This is a genomic window from Paenibacillus sp. FSL H8-0457 (assembly GCF_038051935.1).
Classification (GTDB): domain Bacteria; phylum Bacillota; class Bacilli; order Paenibacillales; family Paenibacillaceae; genus Paenibacillus_AQ; species Paenibacillus_AQ lautus_A.
In genome coordinates, this window is record NZ_CP150293.1 from 2,563,864 (window position 1) to 2,585,365 (window position 21,502).

The 21,502-nt window shown below is 50.0% G+C and carries 25 protein-coding genes; 20 read left to right on the forward strand and 5 right to left on the reverse strand.

The genetic code is table 11. From position 1 onward, the window contains the following. Positions 1-51: 51 nt before the first annotated feature. From MHI43_RS11330 to MHI43_RS11425, 20 genes are all read left to right on the forward strand, one after another. Complete coding sequence (locus MHI43_RS11330; protein ID WP_009595150.1) at positions 52-717, forward strand: redox-sensing transcriptional repressor Rex; 666 nt, start codon at positions 52-54, stop codon at positions 715-717. Further along, the gene (locus tag MHI43_RS11335) at positions 692-1,993 is read left to right on the forward strand and encodes an amidohydrolase (protein WP_036665603.1); all 1,302 of its coding nucleotides are present in this window, start codon (positions 692-694) and stop codon (positions 1,991-1,993) included. The genes MHI43_RS11330 and MHI43_RS11335 overlap by 26 nt, the downstream gene beginning before the upstream one ends. A gap of 31 nt (positions 1,994-2,024) precedes the next feature. Beyond that, positions 2,025-2,543: a DUF5590 domain-containing protein gene (locus tag MHI43_RS11340; protein ID WP_009595138.1), complete on the forward strand. Its 519-nt coding sequence runs from the start codon at positions 2,025-2,027 to the stop codon at positions 2,541-2,543. A 258-nt stretch (positions 2,544-2,801) separates the two neighbouring features. Beyond that, positions 2,802-3,335: a hypothetical protein gene (locus tag MHI43_RS11345; protein ID WP_009595224.1), complete on the forward strand. Its 534-nt coding sequence runs from the start codon at positions 2,802-2,804 to the stop codon at positions 3,333-3,335. Next, positions 3,328-4,830 (forward strand): AAA family ATPase, encoded by a 1,503-nt coding sequence (locus tag MHI43_RS11350; protein ID WP_015734565.1) that lies wholly within the window; start codon positions 3,328-3,330, stop codon positions 4,828-4,830. The genes MHI43_RS11345 and MHI43_RS11350 overlap by 8 nt, the downstream gene beginning before the upstream one ends. Positions 4,831-4,964: 134 nt before the next feature. Continuing rightward, entirely contained in the window at positions 4,965-5,837 is an 873-nt protein-coding gene (locus MHI43_RS11355; RefSeq protein WP_036665598.1) for a 3-hydroxyacyl-CoA dehydrogenase NAD-binding domain-containing protein, read from the forward strand. After that, positions 5,834-7,042 carry an acetate kinase gene (locus MHI43_RS11360; protein ID WP_015734567.1) on the forward strand — a complete coding sequence of 403 codons (1,209 nt, stop codon included), beginning with the start codon at positions 5,834-5,836 and terminating at the stop codon, positions 7,040-7,042. The genes MHI43_RS11355 and MHI43_RS11360 overlap by 4 nt, the downstream gene beginning before the upstream one ends. 30 nt (positions 7,043-7,072) lie before the next feature. After that, entirely contained in the window at positions 7,073-8,368 is a 1,296-nt protein-coding gene (asnS, locus tag MHI43_RS11365) for an asparagine--tRNA ligase (RefSeq protein WP_036665596.1), read from the forward strand. 18 nt (positions 8,369-8,386) lie between these two features. Beyond that, positions 8,387-9,133, forward strand: a complete 747-nt coding sequence (locus tag MHI43_RS11370) for a DnaD domain-containing protein (protein WP_036665595.1) — start codon at positions 8,387-8,389, stop codon at positions 9,131-9,133. Positions 9,134-9,352: 219 nt separating this feature from the next. Continuing rightward, entirely contained in the window at positions 9,353-9,967 is a 615-nt protein-coding gene (locus tag MHI43_RS11375; RefSeq protein ID WP_015734569.1) for a sigma-70 family RNA polymerase sigma factor, read from the forward strand. Continuing rightward, positions 9,931-10,953: a DUF4367 domain-containing protein gene (locus MHI43_RS11380; RefSeq protein WP_036665594.1), complete on the forward strand. Its 1,023-nt coding sequence runs from the start codon at positions 9,931-9,933 to the stop codon at positions 10,951-10,953. The genes MHI43_RS11375 and MHI43_RS11380 overlap by 37 nt, the downstream gene beginning before the upstream one ends. Positions 10,954-11,042: 89 nt before the next feature. Beyond that, positions 11,043-11,732, forward strand: coding sequence for an HAD-IA family hydrolase (locus MHI43_RS11385; RefSeq protein ID WP_235201892.1), 690 nt, complete (start codon positions 11,043-11,045; stop codon positions 11,730-11,732). Positions 11,733-11,751: 19 nt separating this feature from the next. Continuing rightward, positions 11,752-12,417, forward strand: coding sequence for an HAD family hydrolase (locus MHI43_RS11390; RefSeq protein ID WP_200868628.1), 666 nt, complete (start codon positions 11,752-11,754; stop codon positions 12,415-12,417). A gap of 287 nt (positions 12,418-12,704) precedes the next feature. Continuing rightward, a complete protein-coding gene (locus MHI43_RS11395; protein WP_009595112.1) occupies positions 12,705-12,974 on the forward strand; it encodes a CD3324 family protein in 270 nt (89 codons plus the stop codon). Between the two features lie 146 nt (positions 12,975-13,120). Beyond that, the gene (locus tag MHI43_RS11400) at positions 13,121-14,155 is read left to right on the forward strand and encodes a phosphotransferase (RefSeq protein WP_036665592.1); all 1,035 of its coding nucleotides are present in this window, start codon (positions 13,121-13,123) and stop codon (positions 14,153-14,155) included. 48 nt (positions 14,156-14,203) lie between these two features. After that, on the forward strand, positions 14,204-15,043 hold the full coding sequence (locus MHI43_RS11405; protein WP_341283259.1) for a CPBP family intramembrane glutamic endopeptidase: 840 nt from the start codon (positions 14,204-14,206) through the stop codon (positions 15,041-15,043). Between the two features lie 72 nt (positions 15,044-15,115). Then, positions 15,116-15,769, forward strand: a complete 654-nt coding sequence (locus MHI43_RS11410) for a sigma-70 family RNA polymerase sigma factor (RefSeq protein WP_327196884.1) — start codon at positions 15,116-15,118, stop codon at positions 15,767-15,769. After that, positions 15,766-16,224, forward strand: coding sequence for a hypothetical protein (locus MHI43_RS11415; protein WP_036665590.1), 459 nt, complete (start codon positions 15,766-15,768; stop codon positions 16,222-16,224). Before MHI43_RS11410 ends, MHI43_RS11415 begins: the two co-directional genes overlap by 4 nt. Before the next feature lie 23 nt (positions 16,225-16,247). Further along, positions 16,248-17,363, forward strand: coding sequence for a hypothetical protein (locus MHI43_RS11420; protein WP_036665587.1), 1,116 nt, complete (start codon positions 16,248-16,250; stop codon positions 17,361-17,363). Between the two features lie 44 nt (positions 17,364-17,407). Further along, the gene (locus MHI43_RS11425) at positions 17,408-17,596 is read left to right on the forward strand and encodes a hypothetical protein (RefSeq protein ID WP_144374220.1); all 189 of its coding nucleotides are present in this window, start codon (positions 17,408-17,410) and stop codon (positions 17,594-17,596) included. Positions 17,597-17,651: 55 nt separating this feature from the next. Here the strand turns inward: MHI43_RS11425 and MHI43_RS11430 are convergent, their stop codons facing one another. The 5 genes from MHI43_RS11430 to proC form a co-directional block, all read right to left on the reverse strand. After that, a complete protein-coding gene (locus MHI43_RS11430) occupies positions 17,652-17,945 on the reverse strand; it encodes an SdpI family protein (protein WP_015734579.1) in 294 nt (97 codons plus the stop codon). A 124-nt stretch (positions 17,946-18,069) separates the two neighbouring features. Then, positions 18,070-18,726, reverse strand: coding sequence for a methylthioribulose 1-phosphate dehydratase (locus tag MHI43_RS11435; protein ID WP_015734580.1), 657 nt, complete (start codon positions 18,724-18,726; stop codon positions 18,070-18,072). Then, a complete protein-coding gene (locus MHI43_RS11440) occupies positions 18,727-19,407 on the reverse strand; it encodes a 2-hydroxy-3-keto-5-methylthiopentenyl-1-phosphate phosphatase (RefSeq protein ID WP_015734581.1) in 681 nt (226 codons plus the stop codon). After that, positions 19,404-20,618 carry a 2,3-diketo-5-methylthiopentyl-1-phosphate enolase gene (locus tag MHI43_RS11445; RefSeq protein ID WP_036665584.1) on the reverse strand — a complete coding sequence of 405 codons (1,215 nt, stop codon included), beginning with the start codon at positions 20,616-20,618 and terminating at the stop codon, positions 19,404-19,406. Before MHI43_RS11445 ends, MHI43_RS11440 begins: the two co-directional genes overlap by 4 nt. Continuing rightward, the gene (proC, locus tag MHI43_RS11450; RefSeq protein ID WP_015734583.1) at positions 20,615-21,484 is read right to left on the reverse strand and encodes a pyrroline-5-carboxylate reductase; all 870 of its coding nucleotides are present in this window, start codon (positions 21,482-21,484) and stop codon (positions 20,615-20,617) included. The genes MHI43_RS11445 and proC overlap by 4 nt, the downstream gene beginning before the upstream one ends. Positions 21,485-21,502: the final 18 nt, after the last annotated feature.

The window sequence follows — 21,502 nt, forward strand, 5'->3', positions numbered from 1 at the left end:
CGATCAACAAAAAAAGATGTAGTTATTAACCTATTATTAGGGGGAGCATGCATGAAATCGGAAAAAATTTCGGAAGCCGTGGTCCGCAGATTACCTGTATACTTGCGCTATTTGAATGAGCTTCAGAAGAGGGAGGTTTCCACGGTTTCCTCCCAGGAATTGGGACAGAAGCTGGACCTCAATCCTGCTCAAATTCGTAAGGACCTGGCGTATTTCGGTGATTTTGGACGGAAAGGGATCGGATATGATGTTTCTTATCTGATCGAGAAGATTCGCCAGATTCTGAAGCTGGACCAGAAGATCAATGTCGCATTGGTCGGGGCCGGTAATCTTGGACATGCATTATCGAATTACAATGCATTCCTGAAGGATAATATGAAGATTGTGGCGATTTTCGATTCGTATTCTCCCAAAGTTGGTATGAAAATTAACAATTTGGTCGTACAGCCGATGGAAGAGCTGGAGAAGACGGTTCATGAGCACGGCATTCGAATCGGGATTATTACCGTTCCGGATTTCGAAGCGCAGAACGTAGCGAATCAGCTTATCGCCTCAGGGATCGAGGCGATTCTGAACTTTGCGCCAACCATCCTGAAAGCCCCAGCCCATATCCGGATTCATACGGCTGATTTTACAACGGATTTGCAAAGTTTGGCCTATTATTTGGATAACGGCAAGGAGGATGCAGCACATGACAACAACGAAGTGGATGGTTAAGAACGGAACGTTTGCAGTACTGGAGGAAGACCGATCCGTGCTGCGCGGATATATGGTGGTCGAGAACGACCGGATCACGTACCTGGGCGAAGAGGAGCCCGTCGTGGAAGAGGGAACAGAGATTATCGACGGAACCCATCTGTTCTTCCTGCCTGGATTGGTGAACACGCATGGACATGCCGCCATGTCGCTTCTTCGAGGCTATGGGGACGATCTGGCGCTGCAGGTATGGCTTCAGGAAAAAATGTGGCCGATGGAAGCCAAATTCACGTCAGACGACGTATATTGGGGCACATCGCTCTCCGTGCTGGAGATGATCAAGGGCGGAACCACGACGTTTGTGGATATGTATGACCATATGGATCAGGTCGCGAAGGTTGTCCAGGACTCGGGAATGCGCGGCGTCCTGACGCGCGGCGTAATCGGTTTATGCCCGCCCGAGGTACAGCAGCAGAAGCTGGATGAGGCGGTGGCATTCGCGAAGGATTGGCATGGCAAGGCTGACGGCAGAATTACGACGATGATCTCGCCGCACGCGCCTTATACCTGCCCGCCGGATTTCATCGAAAAATTCGTTCAAGCATCCCATGACTTGAACCTGCCTTTGCATACCCATATGTCCGAAACGGAAACGGAAGTGGCTCAGAATGTTAAGGACTACGGGCTTCGCCCCGTTGCCCATTTGGAGAAGCTGGGCATGTTCTCCCGTCCTACGCTCCTTGCGCATGCCGTTCATCTGACCGATGAAGAAATCGAAGTCTTGGCCAAGCATCAAGTAGCCGTATCCCATAATCCCGGAAGCAATTTGAAGCTTGCGAGCGGAGTCGCCCGCGTACCTGCGCTGCTCAAAGCCGGCATAACGGTGTCGCTCGGTACCGACGGACCTGCTAGCAACAATAACCTGGATATGTTCGAAGAGATGCGGCTGGCTGCCCTGATCCATAAAGGAGTGAGCGGGGATCCGACAGCCATTCCGGCCTCCGAAGCGCTTCGAATGGGTACGGAGTACGGAGCCAGGTCCGCTTTCCTTGAGGATATCGGTATGCTCGCGGTTGGGATGAAAGCCGATATGATCGCATTGAATACGGATCAGGCGCATTTCCTTCCGCGGACCGACTATATTTCTCACGCGATCTACTCTGCCAGCGCGAAGGATGTAGAGCATGTATGGGTTGACGGCAAGCAGGTGGTGAAGAATGGCGCGAGCCTTACTCTCGACGAGGAACGCATCCGCCGGGAAGCGCAGCGTGCATTTGAGCGTCTTACAACCCTCTAGGGAATAATCAAGGGGAGCGAGGAAGACGGATTTGAAGAAAAAAACGAAGTGGATATTGCTAAGCGTGTCCGGCGTCCTGCTATTATTGCTTGGCCTACAGCTCTATTATTCCTATGTTATGAAAGATACGTGGAATGAAGAAAGAATGGCGATCCTTGCAGCGAAACAGCATGGCCAATTGGTCTCGTCCGACAAGACCTATAAATCGGTATGGGGCGAGGACAATAACTATTGGGTGGTCAGCGGGAAAGATAAAGACAATCAAGACCGCATGGTCTGGGTGAAGTTTACGGACGATAACGTTCCTGTAGAAGGGGCAGATGCCGTTCAGTCGGTGTTATTGAATACGGGCATGTCAGAGGCCGTGATGCGGGACCAGATCCGAAACGAAATGCCGGGTGCGGTCATCAAGCGATTGCTGCCGGGAATGTATGAAGGCGAGTATGCCTGGCAGCTGCAATATGAAAACAACGGTCAGCGCGGTTACAGATTCTATCGTTTTCAAGACGGAAACGCCATCGGAAATGATATTATTCTTCCTAATCAATAAGAAAACAAATGAAAAGGCGTCCCCTTATAGGGATGCCTCTTTGGCACATAAATATGTAAGCGCATACAGAAATAAATTGGTAAAACTGTTCTAAATATTTTCACAGACAAGCATGAAAAAGTATATAAGATGTGATATACTCGTACTTGTACGAATTGAGCAGATCAATTACATGCGTCACTATATATCGTTGTTATATGTATTTTTGTGCTGCAATTGCTATACAAAATTTCATATTGGAATTAAAGGAGGAACTTCATGAAACTGCGCATTGTACCTATCATGCTGACTGTCGTGATCTCAGCATCGGTCCTCTTTGGCGGTTGGTTTCTATATCGGCAGATGGCTTTGCAGAATCCGCTCGCAACTGTTGTGTCACAATACGACGGCGTGAAAAGTTCTCATATAGATATTAAACAGGATACCGTGACTTTGAATCTTGATTTGGCTCCGGATGCGAATTTACAAGGTTTGGTTCAGCATATTAAGCAGGAAGGCAAGTCCGTGATCGGCAAGCGGGAATTGAGAATCCAGGTGGAGGACCATTCCTCGGAAGCATTGGATCAATGGTGGGAGCAAGCGATGCTGTCGGTTGCCGAAGCGATGGACAATAAGCAGTATACCGATATTCAATCATCGCTCGAGCAGCTGGCTGCCCAGTCGCCGAATTTGAAAGCAAAAGCAACGATCGATGACACCAATGTCTATGTCAGCTTGTCGGACGGCAAGTCTGGTAAATTTATAATCTTGCCGCGTCAACCTGGCAAAATGGAGGTGTGGAATCATGCCTAAATTAGCAAAAGAAATCATGTTAGGCTTCATTCCGGTTTTGTTGGTATTCCTTGTGTTTGTCGGCGTGAACATCGTGCCTCTCTTAATAGCGGCAGGACTCGTAGGCGGCTTGCTGTTTATAGCCAAGATGAAGGGCGGCATCGCGGTTGGTGCCGGAAATGAGCGAAAGCGGAAGAAGAGCGGCCCGGCCAAGCTGACGTTCGAGGAAATCGGCGGGCAGGATAACGCTAAGCAGGAGCTGCGGGAAGCATTGGATTTTCTGATTCGTCACGAAGACATCAAGAAATTCGGCATACGTCCATTGAAGGGGATTCTTCTCACAGGGCCTCCGGGAACAGGGAAGACCTTGATGGCCAAGGCCGCTGCCCATTATACCGATTCTATATTTGTCGCTGCTTCCGGCAGTGAATTCGTGGAGATGTATGTCGGCGTCGGTGCAGGGCGTATCCGGGATTTGTTCAAGGATGCCCGCAACCGCGCGGCCAAAGAAAACAAGCAAAATGCCATCATCTTCATCGATGAGATCGACGTCATCGGCGGTAAACGCGAAGGCGGCCAACAGCGAGAGTACGACCAGACGCTGAATCAGCTGCTGACCGAAATGGACGGCATCTATTCGCAGGACACGCCTCGCATTCTGGTGATCGCCGCAACGAACCGTAAAGAAATGCTGGACAGCGCGCTGCTGCGACCAGGACGATTCGACCGCCATATTCAAGTGGATCTGCCTGATAAGAAGGGCCGGACGCATATCTTGAACCTGCATGCGGGCAATAAGCCGTTGCATCAAGATGTCGACCTGGAGAAAATAGCAGAGGAAGCCTACGGCTTCTCGGGTGCACAGCTGGAGAGCGTCATGAACGAAGCCGCCATCTATACGATGCGCGAGAACGAACAATTTATCCATCAGCGTCATCTGTCCATGGCGATTGACAAGGTCATGATGGGCGAGCGTTCCGACCGTGAATCGAATTTGGAGGAGAAAAAGCGTGTTGCCATCCACGAATTGGGACATGCTATCATGGCAGAGCTGGTGCGCCCAGGCAGCGTGAAGCAAGTCGCGCTCAGCCCGCGCGGCAAGGCGCTTGGTTATGTTCGCCATAATCCGCAGCAGGAACAGTATTTGTACACAAAAACCTTCCTGGAAGAGCAGATTATGATCGCTCTTGGCGGCGCGGCCGCCGAAGAGATCTATTACGGGGGCCGAAGCACGGGCTCCAGCAATGACTTCGAGCAGTCGCTGAACATCGTGGAGACGATGATGAAGTCGGGTCTGACGTCGCTGGGTATCGTTAACATGAACATGGTTACTACCGAAGAGCTGATGAAAGAGAACAATGTGATATTGGAAGAGCTGATGAATCGCACCAAAACTCTTTTGGAGCAGAAACGGCCAATATTCGACAATTCTCTTGACATCCTGTTGAAGGAAGAAATTCTCTCGGGAGAACAATTTCGTTGTCAATTTCGTGAAAACGCGCTTTTACCAGCATAAATTGTTATGCTGGTTATTTTTTTTTACTTTTTTGTCGTGCTAAGATATTATTATACTTTGTGCTCTAAAATGTATTTTTCGACAAATGGGGTACAATTAAAGTATAGAGATAAGGAAAGGGTGGAGTAGAAACCATGTACTTCAAAAAAATCGGCGTTGTAGGCGGCGGGACCATGGGGCAGGGCATTGCGGAGATGCTGGCAGCCAAGGGCCTTGACGTACTGCTCGTAGAGAAAACTCCAGAGAAACTGGACTATTCATACCGAATGATCGAGACCAGTCTAGATAAACAACTGGAGAAATGGGGAATTACCCAGGCAGAGAAGAAACTGATCCTGAACCGGATTCAAAAAGTAACTCATTTTGCGGAGCTTAGCACCTGCGATATGGTAATTGAGACGATCATAGAGGACTTGGATGCAAAGAAAGAAGTATTTACACAGTTGGATCAAGTTTGCCCGAGCCACGTAATATTAGCAAGTAATACATCCACGCTTAGTTTGACGGAGCTCGCCAGCTCCACCAAATATCCTGAGCGTGTTATTGGCATGCACTTCATACATCCCGTTTCCAAGGTCGACCTCGTTGAAATCATTCGCGGCCTGAAGACTTCAGATCATACGTTTAACGAAACCAAACGCTTTGTAGAGGAAGTTTCGGATAAAAAGGGCATCATGGTCTATGAATCTCCAGGTTTCGTCACCACCCGCATGATCACGCTCATGATCAACGAAGCGATGCATCTCCTGCAAGAAGGCGTAGCCTCCGCGGAAGATATCGACGACGCCATGAGAATCGGATATAACTTCCAGCACGGACCGCTGGAGATGGCCGACCGTTTCGGCCTGGATTCCATTCTCGCCGCGCTGGAGCGCATGTTCCGCGAGTACGGCGAACTGAAATACCGTCCATCGATTGTCTTGAAGAAATTGGTTCGCGCAGGACAACTGGGCGTTAAAACCGGAGAAGGCTTTTTCAAGTACGACAAGGATGGTGACCGGGTATGAATATTCTCGTAATTAATGCAGGTAGTTCTTCGCTGAAGTATCAACTGTACGATATGACGGATGAATCCGTGCTGGCAAAAGGATTGGTTGAACGGATCGGCATGGATTCCTCGATTCTGACGCATAAGCCGACAGGAAAACAGGACGTAACCGAAGTCAGCGAAATTCTGGAGCATACTACCGCGATCCGCAAAGTGCTTGGCATGCTGACAAACGAGGAGCACGGCGTGATCGATTCCATCGAAAGCATTCAGGCCGTAGGGCATCGCGTGGTGCATGGCGGGGAATCTTTTAAAGAGTCCGCTCTCGTAGACAGTGACGCCAAAGCGGAAATCCGCCGCTTGTTCGATCTGGCTCCGCTTCACAATCCGGCCTCGATGATGGGGATCAAAGCCGCAGAAACCAATATGCCTGGCGTTCCGCAGGTCGTTGTGTTTGATACGGCGTTCCATCAGACCATGCCGGAGAAATCGTACCTGTACGCTATTCCGAGAGTACTTTATAATAAGTATAAAGTACGTCGTTACGGTGCGCACGGTACTTCCCATGCCTATGTCAGCCAGGCAGCGGCAGAATTCCTGAACCGTCCGCTGGAGGATCTGAAGATCATTACCTGCCATATCGGCAACGGGGCTTCCCTCACAGCGGTAAAAGGCGGCAAGTCCATCGATACCTCCATGGGCATGACGCCGCTGGAAGGGCTCATGATGGGTACGCGCAGCGGTGATTTGGATCCTGCGATCGTGCCGTTTGTCATGAACAAGGAAGAGCTGACCGTCAACGAAGTGAACTCCATGCTGAACAAGCACAGCGGCTTGCTGGCGATTTCCGGAATCAGCAGCGATATGCGCGAGATCACGGAAGGCATGGAAAAAGGCGATCCGAACTCCACATTAGCTTTTGAAATGTACGAGTATCGTGTCCGTAAATACATCGGTTCTTATGCTGCCGCCATGAATGGCGTGGATGTCATCGTATTTACGGCGGGCGTCGGCGAGAATTCGATCGTTCTTCGTCAAAGAGTGCTTGAGCAGCTTACCTATCTCGGAGTAGAATTGGATGAGGAGCTGAACAGCATTCGATCCGGCGAGCCGCGCCGTATTTCCGCGGCGAACTCGAAGGTTGAGGTACTCGTGATCCCTACCAATGAAGAATTGGTTATTGCTCGGGATACGCATCGTATCGTTCAAGCTTCCAACCGTTAAATAGTAGTGATATAAGGGAGAGATTTATGCATGGCCACCAAAAGTGTGATTCGTAACGTCAACCAGCATGTCGGCGAGACCGTCACGATCGGCGCCTGGATCAACAACAAGCGTTCCAGCGGGAAGATTCAATTCCTGCAGCTTCGCGACGGCTCCGGCTATATCCAGGGCGTTGTAGTGAAGAGCGAAGTATCCGAACAGGTATGGGAAGACGCGAAAAGCCTGACACAAGAAAGCTCTTTGTATGTGACGGGTGTTATACGTGAAGAGCCGCGGAGCCAATCGGGTTATGAGATGACGGTTACCGGCATTGAAATTATACATCTTACGGAAAACTATCCGATTACGCCTAAAGAGCACGGTGTCGATTATTTGATGGACCATCGTCATCTGTGGCTTCGTACGCAGAAACAACGTGCGATTATGGTGATCCGTGCAGAAATTATCCGTGCCGTTCAAGAGTACTTTGATACCAACGGATTTACGCTGGTGGATCCGCCGATTTTGACCCCGACTTCTGCGGAAGGCACAACCAATCTGTTTCACACGAAATATTTTGATGAAGATGCCTATTTGACCCAGAGCGGACAGCTGTACATGGAAGCTGCTGCCATGGCACTCGGCAAGGTATACTCCTTCGGGCCGACATTCCGCGCCGAGAAGTCCAAAACCCGCCGTCACCTCATCGAGTTCTGGATGATTGAGCCTGAGATGGCCTTCACGGACCATCAGGAGAGCCTTCAGGTGCAGGAGCAGTTCATCAGCCATGTGGTGCAATCCGTCGTTAAAAACTGCCGTCAGGAGCTTGAAACGATCGGTCGCGACATATCGAAGCTGGAGGCGATTCAAGCGCCGTTCCCGCGGATTACGTATGATGAGGCGATTGAATTCCTGCACACGCAGGATTTTGATATTCCTTGGGGCGAGGATTTCGGCGCGCCGCACGAAACGGCCATTGCCGAGAAGTATGACAAGCCGGTCTTCATTACCCATTATCCGGCGGGCATCAAGGCGTTCTACATGAAGCCGGATCCGAATCGTCCGGAGGTCGTGCTGTGCGCGGATATGATCGCGCCGGAAGGTTACGGCGAGATTATCGGAGGATCGCAGCGGATTGACGATCCACAGCTGCTCGAAGAGCGCTTCAAGGAGCATGACCTATCGATGGAAACTTATCAATGGTATATGGATTTGCGTAAATACGGCACCGTGCCTCATTCCGGATTCGGCTTAGGCCTTGAGCGTACCGTTGCGTGGATTTGCGGCTTGGATCATGTTCGTGAAACGATTCCGTTCCCACGGACCCTGTACCGGATGTACCCGTAAGCCGTGAGAGGTGAGTCCATGGATCACGGCAACGCGGATACCGGCATGAACGGTTGGACGGCCGGCGCCGCTGCCGGCATGAGCCAAGGGATGGCGATCATTCCTTATGCCCTGCTCCGGCATTACCGGTCACTTGGTTTAAGCGATCGCGAAGCGATGCTGGTCATCCATTTGATCGGGTATCAGCAGGTGGAGTTTAAGACGTTTCCTTCGCTGGAGGAGCTTGCGGAGGTAACGGGCTCTCCTGCCGCCTTCATCGCTGCAAGCCTGCAGCGCCTGATGAAGGTAGGACTGATCGGCATTGATGAATATGTCGACGAGGGCCAGGGAATTCATTATGAGCGGTACAATCTGAACGGATTGTATGAGAAGCTTGCTGCGTGCCTGGCCCAAGAGGGCGGGGACAAAAGCCCTGAAGCAGCCAAGTTTGCTTCGCCTCTGTTGAATGCCCGACCAGCTTCCGGCAAAACAGCTGCATCGGAGAAACCCGCTCCGGAGAAGGAAGAACGGAATCTGTTCACCATTTTCGAAAAGGAATTCGGACGTCCGCTATCGCCGATGGAGCTGGAGACAATCTCTGGCTGGGTCGACGCGGACCGCTACCCGGACGAGTTGATCCTGTTAGCTTTAAAAGAAGCGGTATTTGCGGGCAAACTGCATTTCCGCTACATTGACCGGATCCTGCTCGAATGGAGCCGCAACCGGGTGCGTACCGCACAGGATGCCAAAGCCTATACGCAGAAATTCAGAAATATCGGAAGATAGCTCAGAAGCACGTCCATAAAGGACGTGCTTTTTTTGTATGTGATGGATGGAAAAATTCCGTTTCCAAGCGATCTGACTCATGATGGAAAATGCGGTCTTATACGAATAAAACTTGCAAAATACAGAAACTAGCTGTCCCTTTTTTCCGCTGTCATGTGTTATAAATCATGAAGGCATCTTCAGTGGAAGATTTGCTGATGAGAGGGGGGAGTAACGAAAGTGAGCATTCAACCGACGAAGCCAGAGATGAAGGAATTGGACATCGAGGTAACCATAGAACGGGTGTTAAACGGGGATCGGCAAGCTTTTGTACATATCGTTGAAGCATTTCAACAGCAGATTTTCATGTATTGCTGGAGACTGCTGAACCAGCGGCAGGATGCGGAGGATGCCGTACAGGAAATCATGGTGAAGGCTTACCAGAAACTCGAGACGTATAAGCCAGAGACCTCATTTTCTGCTTGGCTGTATAAGATGGCTTATCACCATTGTCTGAACATGCTGCGAAGGAAACGGTACTTTCAGAATATCGTTCCTAAACTGAGGGCGGATAAGGAACATGCCGAAAGCGCAGAGCAGGAAGCTCAGAAATATATCATCAGCGAGCCGATGGAACGCGCACTTCGCAGGCTGTCCCACGATGAGAGGAACTTGCTTATTCTCCGGATATTTGAAGAAAAGAGCTTTGCGGAAATCGGACAAATTCTAGATAAAACCAAGGATACGGCCAAAAAACGCTACAGCCGGCTGATCCAAAAATTAAAAAAGTGGATGCATGATCGAGAGGGGGAACCGCGATGGAATTTCAACGAGATGACGTGGAGGAAAGGCTGAGGGTGCATCACACCAAAAGCCGTTATGTCATTGATGTCAGGGAGGCGGTAATGGAACGGATTGCTGCCCTTCCTGCCAAAAAACGCAAGCCGAGTTTGTACCGAAGACCGCTCGTCATGGCCGCCTCGCTGCTGCTGGTGACTTCGCTGTCCGTCACGGTTTATGCGGCAGCTGAACTGGTACAGATCCGCAGCAAAGAGGGAAAAGTGGTGCTGGAGACCAAACCGGAGGCCGAGGACTTTAAGGAATTACAAGCAAAGCAGGACCGATTGTATTCGCTCGATACCGCTTCCCGAAGTTCAGCCTTTCGCTCGGCCCTTCCCGGCCAAGCCATCGCTTATTATATCCATAACCAAGAGATCAATGAGTTGAAGAGAGAGATTCATGGAAAGGATACATTGCTCGAATTCCACGCAGGCTCGTTACATTTGGGAGATCTTGGCGTATTTCGAGAGGAAGCCAAGAAGCGCGGAATGCCTGACATCCATATTCCCTCCCGGATATTGAATGAGTATTCGTTTCATGAAGGAACTCTTTCCTTCACCCCCGATCTTTCTGATTTGTTTCAGGGGGGAGAACCGACAAAAGCTTATTACGATATTCAAAATGAGTTGATTCGGAGGGCGGAAGAATCGACGGGAAGCAAAAGAGTTTTCGTTAAGGAGATAAAACCGCCCAGCGCGGGCTCAATTTCGCTATCCTACGTAAAAGGCAGCGACATGGAAACCTCGATCAGCGTAATAGCAACCAAGCGAAGCGCCATGAACTCCAAGCAGGAGATTCATTATGCCGATAAGGACCATGTCGAAAAGGTTCTGGCAGGTGGACACGAGATGATATACGTTCGATACGCAGACGCCTATTTTAATCAAGGCCTGGCTTGGGTGGATGAGGCTCAAGATCTTTATTACCATATCGCATTGAACAGCAAAGCGAAGCTAACAAAAGAGAACATGATAGAAATCGCAGAGCGCTTTATTAACTAACGACCGTTTCAGATCCTGATTAGCAGGAGAATCTTTCCGGGATTATCGAATGCATATAGTTGCAGCATCGGCCGGAGGGGGAGATGGAGATGAGATACAAGGCCATTATTTTTGATCTGGACAACACGTTGCTAGACTACAGCCAGAGCGAAAAGAAGTGCATGCAGCAGGCGCTGGAGTTATACCGTCTGCATGAGGATTTGACGTGGGATGAGTTCTGGGGGACATTCGGACCGATCAATTTTAATTACTGGATGAACCGAATTCAGCATAATCACGACATTAGGCAGGTGTTGGAGCACTCCTTCACGGACACGTTCCTTGGATTGAAGCGGGATTTTAACCAGTGTCGGGAGATTTCGGAAACATACTGGGGGTTATTTTGCAGTTCCCCCCATTTGGAACCGCATGCCGATCTTATACTGGAGCACCTGCACGGCAATTTTGCGCTCGGCGTGATCTCCAACGGCATTGGTGAAGCACAGCGCAAACGTCTTGCGGCAGGAGGCTTGTTTCATTATTTTGATTCCTTCATCATTTCGGATGAAGTAAAGTACTGGAAGCCGGATCCGCATATCTTTGAGCTTGCTTTGCAGGAATTAGCGGTTGACTCAAGCGAGGTGCTGTACATAGGGGATTCGCTTACGGATGATTATGAAGGAGCAGCGAATGCAGGAATTGACTTTTGTAATTATAATCGCCGGGGCGCCCCTTTAAGCGACCGTCATCGGCCTGCTTATACGATCAAGGATCTTATGGAGCTTAAGGATCTGACTTAGGAATCATGAAAGAAGGAGAATGATCGAATTGAAATACAAGCATATTCTATTTGATTTGGACGGAACCCTGACCGATCCGCGCGAAGGCATCACGAAAGCTGTGAGGCACGCACTCGGTCAGCAAGGGATTATCGTCAACGATCTTTCCGAGCTGGAATGTTTTATCGGTCCCCCGCTCCAGGAGACCTTCACCGAAAAGTACCATTTCAACGAGGCCGAGGCTTGGGAAGCAATTCTCAGCTATCGTGAATATTTCAAGGACACCGGCCTGTATGAAAATGAAGTATATGTCGGCATTCGCGATGTATTGGATTTACTGTTATCGCAAGGGCGACAGTTGTATGTCGCTACCTCCAAGCCTGCGGTTTTTGCGGAAACGATACTTGAGCATTTCCAGCTGTCCGCTTATTTTACCATGGTGTGCGGAAGCGAACTGGACGGCACCCGGTCCGCCAAAACCGAAATCATTCAGCATGTTCTGGATACCTGCCGTATTGATGCTTCGGAAGCCGTCATGATCGGAGATCGGATGCATGATTTAATAGGAGCACGGAATTGCGGGATACACAGCATGGCTGCAGGTTACGGCTATGGTTCGGAGGAAGAGCTGACGGTATGCCAGCCGACCTATTTCTTCAAAACGGTGGAGGAGATGCTCCGGTCGTTTGCAAGCTTAGCGGTTTAAGGATCTCCTGCCGATGAGACGGAGGCTTCGATTTTTCGCCTAACATCGGTTATAATGGTCATAACCAGTCGGAATGTCATAATTTGTGAAGGGAGGGGCATGATCATGATCATGATGGGAAGATTGACGATGAGCTCTATGCAAAGTCTATATGATGAACAACGGCGGTTGTTTGCATGGAGCGATGAGAAAGTTACCGCCTGATTACCTCGCGTAGAGAGGGCCGTTTATCTATTGGACTTTGCATCCTTAAAACCTTTATTTTAATTTTAAGGAGCAGAGCTACCATGAAATATATAAACGCGGATATTATACTTCCCGAGGAATTGCTGAAGGAAGTACAAAAATATGTACAGGGCGGGATGGTATACATCCCGAAACCCGAAGGATTGCGCAAGAAATGGGGAGAAAACTCGGGCAGCCGGGTGTATTTGAAAAAAAGAAACCTGGAAATCCGGCAGCTGTTTGCTTCAGGCGCCACGATTGACCAGCTTTCTTCTCAGTATTGTTTATCCTGCGATTCCATCAAAAAAATCGTGTATACCAAAAACAAGTAAATGCAAGTCACATTGGAACTGATTCTGATGTGGCTTTTTTCTTGTGTTTAAAAGTCATTTTAAACTAATCGTTATATACGAAATGCAGCCGCTGAGCAATTATAATCATTCAAGAACGTTCAAATCCATAGAGCAGAGGTGAGTTCATGAATGAGTTTTTTCAATTTGAAACAGAAGAACAAAGATGTGCGCTGCTCGAAAGAGCCAAAAGGGTTGCGGTATCGGCACTTCAGCAATATAACCTGAGATGGGTTGAGATTGAATTTATCGGTATTTCGGACACGATTACATATCAAGTTAGGACGAACATAGATGAAACCTGCTTGTTAAGAATTCATTCGGATCGGCGGTGCAGCAATGAAATCGACCTGGAGCTTCAATTTCTGGATGCCCTTATTACCGCAGGTATCAAAGTGCCGACAGGTATAACCACTCCAAGTGGGTTAAGATGGTTGACAATCGATACAGATCATGGATTCAAAGCACCTCTTGTCACCGTTATGAAATGGGTGGATGGTGTGCATGCGCATGAAAGACTTACAGAAGACCAGGCTTATCAGGTAGGTGTCTTGATTGCCCAACTGCATGAAGCGGCACTTGGCTTCGAAAGACCTTCTGATTGCCGGGGGCCGATATGGGGGATAAACACTTATAGAGAAGCGCTCGCCAAGCTGGAACGATATGCGGGGACTTTTTTGTCGGAAGCCTCATTTATACTATACCAACTCGCAGCTGAAAAGGTTATATCCCAGCTTGATCATATGAACGCTGACGATTTCAACTACGGTCTCATTCATGCCGATTTGCATTTGGGGAATCTGGTATTTGAAGAGGGATTTCCTCACCCGATTGATTTCGGTAGATGTGGCTACGGTTATTTTCTTTACGATTTGGCAGCGGTAATGTTGTCACTCGTTCCGAATCAACGTTTAAAAGTGCTTCAAGGATATGAAAGCGTGCGGAAGTTGGGTTCGAATTATATTCAGTCTCTGGAATGCTTTTTCATCATGATCATGATGGAGAATTATAGTCACCATGCCTCCAATCCAAGAGAGACAGAAAGTCTGAAGTGTGAGCAAATCTATGCGCTAGCCTATATCCATGAATATTTGCGCGGACGCCCGTTTCTGCTGAATGTGGTAGAGCCCATAGAAATAGACGATGCACCAATCTCTAGTTGATCCAGTCATGATAGAAGGGTATCATGTTATCATCATACGCGTTACAGAATGGGAGAGAAAAGCTTGCAAGTAACGAACCACCCAGGTGAATTTAATACCTGCTTGATCATCATGATCGCCACCATCGTATGGGTTCAATGGTCATCATTCCTTCTATCCGTGGTGTGGGGAATCGGACTGATCCTGATAATATATACTATGTTCAAGCTTAGAAGCGTACGCAAGATATCGATTCAGATAAATGACACGGCCATCGTGGCGCTTATCATGGTGATAGGTTATATGCTCTATCATTCTTCTGGTGAAATCATTAAAAATGGATTAGCGGGGCACGATGCCTGGGCGATCATCCTATCGAGGTTAAGTCTGATATTATTTGTATTACCCTTTGCACTGGCGGCCATTTTAACGAAGGAAAAACCGTTATACCTTGCCACAGGTTCATGGGGAAAAACGATTCATTTTCCATGGATATTCAGGGGCCTGCTCAAGGATCCGATCTGGCGTTTCATGCTTATTTTCCTGGTTAACGTCTGTGCCATATTTTCATTTTTTATTGACTGGGGACAGCCGCAATTTCTCGATCTTATCGGTTATGCACTATCATTTGCGCTGATCAACGCCGTCCTTGAGGAGCTGTTGTGGCGGGGATACATACTTAGTCATTTTGTAAGTGGGTTTGGGGAGCTGAAAGGGCTTGTCATCGCCGGAGCTACCTTTGGTTTATACCATTACCACCTCGGTTTTTCATGGCCCGTTTGCCTGTTGTTTTCCATCTTTGGTATCATGATGGGGGGCGTAGCTATTCGTTCGAAAGGATTGGCTCCCGTCATGGTCATGCATTTTGTGATGAACGTTCTATTCGTCCTTAGCGGTATGATTCTGTAACCATCCTTAGGGCGTCGATAGACGTTCTTTTTTTGTTTTGGCCGGTACGGGCAAACTAGGGGACAAGCCGTGTTGGTCTTGTTTTTAGATTCATCCAAATTTTATTTTGAAAAAAGTGCAGGGGCAGCTCATAAAGCTGACGTCTATGTATTTGGGAAGGAGGGGAGAGTTATTGATGCAGAAACGTTAATCGCGCGCATCCTGCAAGGTGAGCAAGAAGCCTTTCGGGAACTGGTGAACCAATACAGCCAGCACGTGTTCCATACGGCATATTCGGTCCTGCGGGATGCCAAGGAAGCGGAGGATGCGTCGCAGGAAGTGTTCATACAAGTATACAAAGCTCTCCCCCAGTACAGATCTGAAGGTTTTAAGACCTGGATTACCCGCATCGCCTTGAACAAAGCGATTGACATGAAGAGGAAGCTTTCCCGTAAACCGCCGGAGCAGCTGCCCGGCGAACATGAAGAAGTGCTGGATAAACTCCCTTCCCGGGACGAGGATGTCGTTTCTCTGCTCATACATAAGGAGAGAAGAGAGGAACTTCGAGAGAAAATTGAAGCATTGCCGGACAATCACCGCGCCATTATTACGGCTTTTTATTTGGAAGAGAAGAACTACGAACAAATCGCAGTCGAGATGAATGTCACGGTCAAGACGGTTGAATCGAAATTATACCGGGCCAGACAATGGATTCGAAAAGCGTGGAAGGAGGAGGAGTGGAAATGAACGCCAAGGATCATAAGCTCAAGCTGCTGACCGAACGTTACGTTAGAGGGGAAGGCTCGCCGGAAGAACGAACTTCATATGAAGAGCTCATGCTAACGGATGACGGCGTGCTGGAGATCTATATGCAGGTTCTGTCGGAGCTTGATGCCGAACTTCCCTATATGGCAGACCCGGAAGCATTTACCGAGCAGGTGGTGGAACATGAACAGATTAAGCCTTACACCCCGAAAGCTCCGCTGCGGATTCAGGAACGGCCCAAGCGCTGGTATGAACGCGCCATTGTCCATTATGCCATAGCGGCGTCCATTACGATGCTGTTCCTCTTCACCGGGGCATTCGACCGGCTGCTTCCCAGTGAGATTAGCGGTCAGGTCCCTTTATCCGATACGCCTTCCTATAGTGAGCAATGGGTGGAAAAAACAACGGGCTGGCTGGACCGGCTATTATTCAGATAAGAAAAATGAAAGGAAGATGCTTAGTGCAACCGCAACGAAGTAAAGGGTTTGCCTTTATACTCAATATCCTTCCAGGTCTCGGCCATTATTACTGGGGGAGGAAGGGACGGGCACTGTTATATCCGCTGCTGTTCTTCGGAAGCCTGTTCGGCGGGATTTTGTTTGGAATCATGTCGGCTTCCGACGCAGTATTTGCGCTGGGACTTCTCGGTGCTTTAATGATCTGGGGGATCAGCATGCTCGATCTGCTCATTGCGTTGATCCGTTATACCCCCGTCACGATTATTCATGATGAATTCGGGCGGCCGATGGAGATTCGCCAAGACAAGAGCGATGAGTCCGAGCGCTTTTATACCATCCTGCTGTCCTTCATTCCCGGCCTTGGCCATTTTCAACTGGGCTTGATGCAGCGTGGGCTGTCATTCTTGATCGCCTTTTTCGGACTTGGAACGATTCTGGTGTTCCTGACGGGGTTGACTCATGAATCGGTGTTCCTGCTGTTTTTGGGCATGCTGCCGATCATATGGCTTTATTGCATGTTTGACGTGGTACAGCTGGTTCACCGCAAGCAAGCCGGGGACCTGCTCATAGACCGCACGCTGTTTGATGAGCTGGAGAGCGGCCGGGAGAGCGGACGCCGCAGCAAAGTGTTTGCCACCTTGCTATCGGCGTTTCCCGGAGCGGGTCAAATGTATTTGGGTTTGCAAAAACGCGGACTGCAGCTCATGGTTCTATTTCTTGGCAGCATCTATGTACTGGATGTGCTTAAGCTCTCGGTATTTCTGTTTATGATCCCGTTGATCTGGTTTTATGCCTTTTTCGATGGTTTGCAGCAAGTCAGCCGCTACGGCCGGGAGCCGCTCCGGGATCGGCCGATCATCTCGGGCCTTGGGAATCAGCAGCGCTGGCTCGGGCTTGGCCTGCTCATTCTTGGCATCTATTTCGTATTTACGAGCGTTGTGATGCCTTACGTTGAAACGCTGTTTCCGGATTTGCACCTGGATTACCGGATTCGAACCTACATGAAAACCGTGATCGTAGCGGTGCTTCTCATCGGAGGAGGAATCAAGCTGATGACAGGCTCGAAGAAGGATTCACGGAGTGAAAATCGTCCATTTTATGATTCCGACAACGATTAAATAATCCGATCATCACCTGGAAGATTTCCAACCGATGATCAAGCGTGCGCAAATCAACCAGTAATGATGAACGAGACATGGGGGGAGATATTGTGGCCAAGAATCTGTATTATTTGTTGTATATTGCTCTGTTTGTTGGGACTTGCTTGTTTGTCGTCAATGCCTACTCTTCGCCGGATCCGGTACCGTCGCCTTCGATCTCTTTATCGGAGCAGGATCAGAATCGGCTATGATTCACCTAGCGTTTAGCGTTCTAAAGAAAAAACCTGTAAAACGATTGTGATCGTTTTACAGGTTTTTTAGCTTTCGTTCAACGAGAATATAAATCAGGATAAAAACGATGACGGTCGAAATCACGGTCGTCATGAAGTGGCCGGTAAGCCTGGCGATCAGCAGCAGGATGACTCCGAAAATCATCAGCAGCAAGCTGACGTAGGCATTGGCAACTTTAAAATTCCGTTCATTTTTGAGTGAAGACGTCGTTTTGTAAGCATAAAAACTTGTGGAGCTTTTAGGCGGAATCAAAAAGAGGACCAACCCGTACAAAATAAACACGACGCCGATGGCTAAGCTTTCAAGCACCCTACACACTCCTCTGGAAGGATAAGCCGGATGCACCCCGAACCGAAGCGGTCGGATTTCAGGGTGCCAGGACCTGTCACGCGGGATATCCGGCTGATTAAGCTCAATCCCCGCAAGGCTAAAATTACTTGGAACCGGCTGCATTCATAAGCAAACGGCGGTAGGAGTATTCGAATATAAACTCAAAAGCCTCCAGATGTTTTTTGGCTTCGAACGCATTTTTGCCCCAGGCATAGATGCCGTGGTTACGCAGCAAAATGCCGGGTACCGCCGGATCGAGCGCGTCGGGAACGAGCTCTGCAATCCGCGGAATGTCCGCATAGTTCGGCAGGATCGGAATGCGGATCGCCGCGTCCTCTTCCCAAATGTTAAAGGCTTTGATCAGCTCGATTCCTTGGGCAGGCACGTAACCTTGTTCACCATACCAATCGCTGATCAGGTTGTTGTCGATGGTGTGCACATGGAAAATGGCGCCGCAGCCGGTTTTCCGGTAGATTTCACAGTGGATTAAAGTTTCCGCGCTGGGCTTTAAGCCGGTTGCTTCGCAAGGGACACCGTTCTGGTCCACAAAGAGATAATCCTCCGGCGTATGTACGGATTTGTCTTTTCCGCTGGCCGTGACGGCAAAATAAAACTGCTCCGGATGGAATTCGCCAACACGGACGGAAAGATTGCCGCTGGTGCCCGGGAACCAGTTTCTGGATGCAAACAGTTCCTTGATTCCTCTAAGTTCCTGCAGCGCAGCCTGCTTCTGTTCGAGCTGGATATCTGAAAATGCCACTTACAGCACCTCCTGCGTAAACTTGTCTTTCATGTCGTTCTGGATATCGGTAAATGTCTCGAATGGTACATGAAACACGCCAAGCTTCTTGCACTGCTCGGTAAGCGTGGAGCGGGAATAGACCAAGTCGGCCTGCTTGGCGCCTTCAAAATCGGTAAGGCTGTCACCGATGAGAATCCGGTAATATCGGTCGGCTGGAAAACGGTCCATCACCGTAACCTTGCACATGCCGCAGTCGTTATGGCAGGATTCCTTGCAAGGATGCGGCCAGGTAATCTCAATGCGATCCCCTTCGAAATCGGCACCGTTGCAGAAGATATGGTCCGCCGGTATGCCAAAGGGCTTCAGCAGAGGATCGACAAAGAAATCGATGCCGCCGCTTGTGACATAGAACTCGATCTGCTCGGATTTCAAATAGTCAAGGAATGCTGCGAAGCCTTCCCGGATCCCGGCATGGCTCAGCACATACTCGGTAATTTCTTCTTTCATAGAGGAAGGGAAGAGGGCGAACATGCGGCCAACGCCTTCCCGAATTGAAATGGTGCGGTCAACCGTATCCTGCATGATCGGCTCGAAGCCTTCCGGTTTGAAGTGTTTCATGATGGCAACGATGTTATCGTTGTTCGTGATAGTTCCGTCGAAATCGCAAAAAATAATCGGCTGTTTTGCTCCTGATGTCATGCTTCTCCTCCCCAGATGTCCAGTGCGGCTTTCAGTTCTCCGTGTTCTTCGGCATAGTGGGCAAGCGGCACGGATTTCATCGTTGCCTCAATCGCCTGTACAAAGGCTTTGCCGCCAGCTTCGGTTCCCATCGGATGACCGTGGATTCCGCCGCCTGCGTTAACGACCACATCGGTACCGAAATCCCGGATGATGCGCGGAACGAGTCCCGGATGAATTCCCGCGGACGGTACCGGCATGCTTCGCTTCACGCCAAGCTTAGCGCTATGCAGTTCGTCGCGAATGGCGAGATTCTCTTCCCTCGGCATCGTGACGGAGCCGTAAGGAGAAGGGAAGAGCACTAGATCGGCTCCGGCGATCCGCATCAGCTGGCCGAGCAGCACAGGTGCCGCAATCCCATAGTGCGGAGAAGGATAGATGGCGCCGGCAAGGGCTGGGTGAGCCGCGATGGGTACCGTAATCTCCGGATCGCTGCTCAGCTCGTGCAGGACGTCATACCCGTAGGACAGCACATTGAAGAGCAGGGCATTGGCGCCTGCATCGATCGCGCGCAATGCTTGCTCGCGCAGCTGCGATGTACGGCCGGTCAAATTGGCCGCGTACAGCAGTTTTTTGCCCGTCTGCTGTTCGACGTCCGAAGCGGCCTGAATGCACATGCTGACCCGTTTTTCAATCGGGGTGAGGTCGTTCTCGAACAGGATTTCGTCATCCTTGATCAGATCCACGCCGCCGAGCGCCTGGCGGATAAATTGGGCTCTGAGCTCGTCCGCATTCAGTCCAATCACCGATTTGAAGATGCTCATGAGCAGCGGGCGGTCATGGACGCCGAGAAGGCCTCTGATTCCGTCGATGCCATGCTTCGGTCCGGGAAATGCACTCAGGAAGTCAGGAGACAGATCCAGGGACGTCAGTTTGATGCGCCCGTCCATGGAAATTTTGCCGAACACGGTCACCAGCAGGGCAGGAATATCCCGGCTAAAATTGATGTCCGGATAAGCGATGCTGACATCCGCATAACGGCTGCCCGGCTCCCAGCCCTCGTGAACCTGAATGTCAACGACCTCGCCAAGATGTTTCTGCATGGCTTCGCGTTTGGCCTGCGGCAGCTCGGTCCAGCTGCCAACCGTCATGCCAACGGCGATGGAGGTCGCTTTCTTACGGAAATCCGCCTGGTCGTCATAAATTCGGTACGTTGCAATACAGCGGCTCATGAGATCTGCTCCTTCAGCATCGCGCCCATTTCTTTGGAGCGCTCAGCGCAGCGGTTTACGGCGGCAATGACCGTTTCGAAGAAATCGCCTTTGTCGAGCGTTTCCAGGGCAGCTTGCGTCGATCCGTTCGGCGATGTAATCTTCGCGCGCAGCGACGATGGCTGTTCCCCGGTCTGCTGGACCATGCGGGCGGCACCCAGAATCGTTTGAAGCGTCAGCTCGCGGCTTTGCTCCGGCGTCAGGCCGCCGCGGATTCCCGCTGCGGTCATGGCCTCCATCATGTAATAGAAGTAAGCCGGGCCGCTGCCGGATATCCCGGTCAGGATGTCCATCTTCTCTTCTTCGATGACCGTTACGTGGCCGACTGCCTCGAACAAAGTCAGCACGAGCTGACGCTGTTCTTCGCTGATTTCCTTCGAGAACGCAATGCCCGTGGAACCAAGCCCGATCGAAGCGGATGTATTCGGCATCGTTCTTGCAATGGGCTGCTGGTTTCCTAGCAGCGTCTGCGTCGTATAAATCGAAAGTCCGGCGATCACGGAGATGATCAATTGGTCGCTGGAGAGCTTGGGTCCCAGTTCTTTCAGCGCTTTGGCGGCATCCTTCGGTTTCATGGCCAGCACGATCACCGGCGAGGTTTTCAAAATTTCGATTTTGGCGGCCTCGTCGTTGTTGATCTGGACGCCGTACCGTTCGCTCAGTTCCAGAAGGCGCTGGGCGTTGCTACGGTTCAGCATCGTAATATTCTCGGGAAGCACGACAGAACGGCTCACTAATCCTCGTACGATCGCTTCGGCCATCGAGCCTGCGCCGTAGAAGGTGATTGCTTTATCAATTAAAGGTCGGTTCTGCGGGGATTGGCACATCGTTTTGTTCCTCCTTCA